This window comes from Streptomyces sp. NPDC004788 (assembly GCF_053601115.1).
In genome coordinates this window covers 1-5,895 of record NZ_JBSGBF010000178.1, presented here as the reverse complement: position 1 = coordinate 5,895, position 5,895 = coordinate 1, and the positions used below count along the sequence as shown (strand labels likewise).

The window sequence follows — 5,895 nt, the reverse complement described above, 5'->3', positions numbered from 1 at the left end:
GAAGGCCCCCTGCCGGGACGTTCCGGCAGGGGGCCTTCGATGTGCGTGACGTCGGATCAGACCGTGCGGAAGGCCAGCACCACGTTGTGGCCGCCGAAACCGAACGAGTTGTTGATCGCGGCGATCGTGCCCTGCGGCAGCTCGCGCGGGGTGTCGCGGACGATGTCGGCCTCGACCTCCGGGTCCAGGTCGTCGACGTTGATCGTCGGCGGGGCGACGCGGTTGTGCAGCGCGAGGACGGTGGCGACGGTCTCGATGCCGCCGGCGCCGCCGAGCAGGTGGCCGGTCATCGACTTGGTCGCGGAGACCGCGACGTGGTCCAGGTCGTCGCCCAGGACCTTGCGCAGCGCCTTGATCTCGGCGACGTCGCCCTGCGGGGTCGACGTGGCGTGGGCGTTGAGGTGCACGACCTCGGACGGCTTCAGGTCCGTGTCGTCGAGCAGGTTCTGCAGCGCGGCGGCGATGCCGCGGCCGGTCGGCTCGGGCTGCGCGATGTGGTGGCTGTCGGCGGACAGGCCCTGGCCCAGCGCCTCGCAGTAGATCTTCGCGCCGCGCGCCTTGGCGAACTCCTCGGACTCGAGCACGACGACGCCCGCGCCCTCGCCGAGGATGAAGCCGTCACGGCCCTTGTCGTAGGGACGGGAGGCCTTCTGGGGCTCGTCGTTGTTCTTGGACATCGCCATCATGTTGGCGAAGGCCGCGATCGGCAGCGGGTGGATCGCCGCCTCGGTGCCACCGGCGACGACCACGTCGGCACGGCCGGTGCGGATCATCTCGATGGCGTAGCCGATGGCCTCGGCACCCGACGCGCACGCGGAGACCGGGGTGTGCACGCCCGCCCGGGCGTTCACCTCGAGGCCGACGTTGGCGGAGGGGCTGTTGGGCATGAGCATCGGCACGGTGTGCGGGGAGACGCGGCGGACGCCGGACTCCTTCAGCACGTCGTACTGGTCGAGCAGCGTGGTGACGCCGCCGATGCCGGAGGCGATGACGGAGCCGAGCCGCTCGGGCGCGATCTTCTCGTCCTCACCGGCCGGGGCGGTGTAGCCGGCGTCGGCCCACGCCTCGCGGGCCGCGATCAGCGCGAACTGCGCCGAGCGGTCCAGCTTGCGGGCCAGCGGCCGGGGGAGCACCTCGGAGGGGTCCACCGCGGCGAGCGCGGCGATCCGGACGGGCAGCTCAGCGAAGCGCTCGCCCTCCAGGGGCTTCACGCCGGAGCGGCCCGCGAGGAGGCCCTCCCACGTGGAAGCGGAGTCGCCACCCAGCGGAGTGGTTGCGCCGATACCGGTGACGACCACGGTGCGATTGGTCGAGCTCACAGGAATTCTTTCTCCATGTGTGTGATGGTCGAAAAACGGCGCCACCGCCGGGTGGCGAACCGGTTCAGCCGGACCAGGTCCGGCTGGGGCCGAATCAGGCCTGGTGCTCGAGGATGTAGTTGGTGGCGTCACCGACGGTGCGGAGACCCTTGACGTCCTCGTCGGGGATCTTGACGTCGAAGCGCTCTTCGGCGGCCACGACGACCTCGACCATGGACAGGGAGTCGACGTCCAGGTCGTCGGTGAAGGACTTGTCGATCTGGACGTCCTCGACCGGGATACCGGCGATCTCGTTCACGATCTCGGCGAGGCCCTTGACGATCTCGTCCTGGGTGAAGGCCATGGTGGCGCTCCTTCTGGTGTGTTCTGTAGAAAAGGGCTTCCGGATGATCCGGAGTGCCTAGGGGAGAGTAACGACCGTCGCGGCGAAGACGAGACCCGCCCCGAAGCCGATGATGAGCGCCGTATCGCCGCTCTTGGCCTTGCCGGTCGCCAGGAGCCGCTCCATCGCGAGCGGGATCGAGGCGGCCGAGGTGTTGCCGGTGGTCTCCACGTCACGGGCGACCGTGACGTGCTCCGGCAGCTTGAGCGTCTTCACCATCGAGTCGATGATCCGCATGTTGGCCTGGTGCGGGATGAAGACGTCCAGGTCGTCCGCCGAGATGCCGGCGGCGTCCAGTGCCTGCTGGGCGACCTTCGCCATCTCGAAGACGGCCCAGCGGAACACCGCCTGGCCCTCCTGCGTGATGGCCGGGAACCGCTCCACGGAGCCGTCGCGGTAGTCGTTCCACGGCACGGTCTGCTTGATGGTCTCGGACTTGTCGCCCTCGGAACCCCACACGGTGGGGCCGATGTGCGGCTCCGGCGAGGGGCCGACGACCACGGCACCGGCGCCGTCGCCGAACAGGAAGGCCGTCGCGCGGTCCTCCAGATCCGTCAGGTCGCTGAGCCGCTCCACGCCGATGACGAGGACGTACTCCGCCGAACCCTCGACGATCATGCCCTTGGCGAGGGTCAGACCGTAGCCGAAGCCCGCGCAGCCGGCGGAGATGTCGAAGGCGGCCGGCTTGCCGGCGCCGATCTTGTCCGCGATCTCGGTGGCCACCGCCGGGGTCTGCTTGAAGTGCGAGACCGTGGAGACGACGACCGCGCCGATCTGCTCGGGAGTGATCCCGGCGTCGGCGATGGCCTTGCCCGCGGCCTCCACCGACATCGCAGTGACGGTCTCCTCGGGCGACGCCCAGTGGCGGGTCGCGATGCCGGAGCGGGAGCGGATCCACTCGTCGGACGAGTCGATCTTCTCCAGGATCACCTCGTTGGGCACCACACGGGTCGGGCGGTAGCCGCCGACGCCCATGATGCGCGCGTAGGGGTGACCCTTGCTGGGCTGGATCTTCGCCATGCTTCTCGACACTCCTTGTCAGGCCGTGGCCGTGTCAGTGGACGTCGACTCTGCGATAAGCGTGCGGGCTGCGTCGAGGTCGTCGGGGGTCTTGAGCGCCACGGTGGGGACACCGGGCAGGGCGCGCTTGGCGAGACCGGTCAGGGTGCCGCCGGGGCACACCTCGACGAGGCCGGTGACACCGAGCTCCTTGAAGGTCTCCATGCACAGGTCCCAGCGGACCGGGTTGGCGACCTGGCCGACCAGGCGCGCGATGACCTCCGCGCCGGTGGTCACGACCTGGCCGTCCTTGTTGGAGACGTAGCGCGTGTTCGGGGCGGCCGGGGACAGCTCCTTCGCCGCCTCCTCCAGCTTCGCCACCGCGGGGGCCATGTGGTGCGTGTGGAACGCGCCGGCGACCTTCAGGGCCACGACGCGGCGGACGCCCTCGGGCTTGTCCGCCTCCAGGGCAGCCAGCTGTTCCATGGTGCCGGCGGCGACGATCTGGCCGGCGCCGTTCACGTTCGCCGGGGTCAGGCCGAGCTTCTCGAGGTGCGGGACGGTCACCTCGGGGTCGCCGCCGAGCAGCGCCGACATGCCGGTCTGCGTGATCGCGGCGGCCTCGGCCATCGCCAGACCACGGGTGCGTACGAGACGCAGCGCGGCGATGTCGTCGAGGACGCCCGCGAACGCGGCCGCGGTGATCTCGCCGACGCTGTGACCGGCGACGGCGCCGGGCGTCACGTCACCGAGGGCGGCGGCGGACAGGAGGCCGGCCGCGACGAGCAGCGGCTGGGCCACGGCGGTGTCGCGGATCTCGTCCGCGTCCGCCTTCGTGCCGTAGTGGGCAAGGTCGAGCCCGATGGCGTCGGACCAGGCCGCGACGCGGTCGGCGGCACCGGGGAGTTCGAGCCAGGGAGTCAGGAAGCCGGGCGTCTGGGCGCCTTGGCCGGGAGCGACGAGTACGAGCACCCTCACACTCTCTCTTGGGGACGGTCCCTGACGCCCGTGGGGACAAGGACGAAGAACCGTCGGGGGAATTGTTGGTGTTCGACAAAAGTCTAGGACTGCGTATCTGCGTCGGCCAAGCGCCCCAGAATCAGCGCGATCCGCAGAGTGAACGCCGAGCGGACGTCGGAGGGTGACCATCCGGTGACGTCGGTCACACGTCGAAGCCGGTAGCGCACGGTGTTCGGGTGTACGAAGAGCATCCGGGCCGCACCCTCCAGACTGCTCGCCTGCTCCAGGTAGACACTCAGCGTTTCGAGCAGCGCCGAACCCGCTTCCTCCAGCGGTCTGTAGATCTCCTCCACCAACTGCTCGCGCGCCGAAGGGTCGGAGGCGATCGCGCGCTCCGGGAGGAGATCATCCGCGAGGACCGGCCGCGGGGCGTCCTGCCACGCCGAAGCGGCCTTCAGACCGGCCGCGGCGGCCTGCGCGGACCGGGTCGCGGCCAGCAGGTCGGGCACGACGGGGCCGGCGACGACCGGGCCTGCGGCGTACGGGCCGATCAGCGCCTTCGCCACGGCCAGCGGGTTGTCGTTGCCGCCCGCGATGACGACCAGACGGTCGCCGAGGACGCCGGTGAGCACCTGGAGCTTGGCGTGCCGGGCGGCGCGGCGGATCGCCTCCACCGTCAGCTCGGAGTCGCCGTCCGGGGCGGTGCCGAGGACCACGCAGACGTGCTCCGGAGAGTTCCAGCCGAGCGCGGCGGCGCGGGACACGGCGCCCTCGTCGGCCTCGCCGGACAGCACCGCGTTCACGACCAGGGACTCGAGCCGGGCGTCCCAGGCGCCGCGCGCCTCCGCCGCCTGCGCGTACACCTGGGCGGTCGCGAAGGCGATCTCCCGCGCGTACACGAGCAGCGCCTCGCGCAGCACGCTCTCGTCGCCCGGCGCCGCGACCTCCTCGATCGCGGCCTCCATGACCTCGATCGTGGTCCGCACCATCTCCACGGTCTGGCGCAGCGTGATCGCCCGGGTCAGTTCGCGCGGTGCCGTGCCGAAGACGTCGGTGGAGATCGCCTGCGGGGTCTCCGGGTGCCGGAACCACTCCGTGAACGCGGCGATACCGGCCTGCGCGACCAGACCGATCCACGACCGGTTCTCGGGCGGCATCGCCCGGTACCACGGCAGCGACTCGTCCATGCGGGCAATGGCGTTGGCGGCGAGCCGCCCGGAGGACTGTTCGAGGCGCTTCAGGGTCGCGGCATGCGGGTGAGCGGCGTTCACGGGTTCAGACACGGGGACAAGACTGCCTTATCGGGACGGCGACGTGCGGGGGCGGGGCTGCGTCAGGACGGAGTCGGGTCGCAGTCGGGTCGCAGTCGGGACGGTTTCGCGGGGCGCGCGGGCCCCGGACGGTTACCGTGGGCGCCGTGATACGCATCCAGCGCGACGGCGAGCGCTACCCGGGCGGCGACCCCGAGGCCGGCATCGACACCCGGCACGCCTTCTCCTTCGGTTCGCACTACGACCCCGACAACCTGCGCTTCGGGGCGTTGATCGCCTGCAACGAGGAGCGTCTCGCGCCGGGCGCCGGCTTCGACGAGCACCCGCACAGCCACACCGAGATCGTCACGTGGGTGGTCGAGGGCGAGCTGACCCACCGCGACTCGACGGGCCACGCCACGGTCGTCGGGCGCGGTGACCTCCAACACCTGAGCGCGGCCGCCGGGGTGCGGCACGTGGAGCGCAACGACGGCACCGAGCCGCTCGTCTTCGTCCAGATGTGGCTGGCGCCGGCCGAGCCCGGCGGGGAGCCGTCGTACGACGTCGTCCGCGGCATCGCCGACGCCACCCCGTACGCCCTGCCGGCGGCGGGCGCGATGCTGCACGTGCGCCGCCTGGAGACGGGCGAGCGGGCGGCGCTGCCGGACGCGGACCTGCTGTACGTGCACGTGGTGCGCGGCACGGTCCGGCTGGCGGGCGAGGAGCTGGCGGCGGGGGACGCGGCGCGCGCCGAGGGAGAGAAGGACCTCGCGCTGCTCGCGACGGGGGACGCGGAGGTCCTGGTGTGGGACATGCGGAGCGGCGCTGCGGGCGGCTAGGCGGACGGTCCGGCGCGGACGACGGCCTGGAGGGGCCCTAGGGGGTGTCTTGCCGATCATGCCGGGCTCGCGACGCCTGGCACCGCGCCTCGCCGCGTTGTCGTCGGTCGCCGATGCTCCGCATGGACTCCCTCCTCCGCCTTGCG

Annotated in this window: 6 protein-coding genes; 1 reads left to right on the top strand and 5 read right to left on the bottom strand. The window is 71.5% G+C overall.

Annotated features, from left to right (window positions below):
• Nucleotides 1–56 precede the first annotated feature (56 nt).
• From fabF to fasR, 5 genes are all read right to left on the bottom strand, one after another.
• Nucleotides 57–1,319: a beta-ketoacyl-ACP synthase II gene (gene fabF / locus ACWEJX_RS37160; RefSeq protein WP_451611825.1), complete on the bottom strand. Its 1,263-nt coding sequence runs from the start codon at nucleotides 1,317–1,319 to the stop codon at nucleotides 57–59.
• Nucleotides 1,320–1,413: 94 nt separating this feature from the next.
• Entirely contained in the window at nucleotides 1,414–1,662 is a 249-nt protein-coding gene (locus tag ACWEJX_RS37155; protein ID WP_451611824.1) for an acyl carrier protein, read from the bottom strand.
• A gap of 57 nt (nucleotides 1,663–1,719) precedes the next feature.
• The gene (locus ACWEJX_RS37150; RefSeq protein WP_451611823.1) at nucleotides 1,720–2,721 is read right to left on the bottom strand and encodes a beta-ketoacyl-ACP synthase 3; all 1,002 of its coding nucleotides are present in this window, start codon (nucleotides 2,719–2,721) and stop codon (nucleotides 1,720–1,722) included.
• 18 nt (nucleotides 2,722–2,739) lie between these two features.
• Nucleotides 2,740–3,672, bottom strand: a complete 933-nt coding sequence (locus tag ACWEJX_RS37145; RefSeq protein ID WP_451611822.1) for an ACP S-malonyltransferase — start codon at nucleotides 3,670–3,672, stop codon at nucleotides 2,740–2,742.
• An 89-nt stretch (nucleotides 3,673–3,761) separates the two neighbouring features.
• Nucleotides 3,762–4,943, bottom strand: a complete 1,182-nt coding sequence (gene fasR, locus ACWEJX_RS37140; protein WP_403793252.1) for a fatty acid biosynthesis transcriptional regulator FasR — start codon at nucleotides 4,941–4,943, stop codon at nucleotides 3,762–3,764.
• A 134-nt stretch (nucleotides 4,944–5,077) separates the two neighbouring features.
• On the opposite strand from fasR, the gene ACWEJX_RS37135 reads away from it, so the two are divergent.
• Nucleotides 5,078–5,749: a pirin family protein gene (locus ACWEJX_RS37135; RefSeq protein WP_451611821.1), complete on the top strand. Its 672-nt coding sequence runs from the start codon at nucleotides 5,078–5,080 to the stop codon at nucleotides 5,747–5,749.
• Nucleotides 5,750–5,895 lie beyond the last annotated feature (146 nt).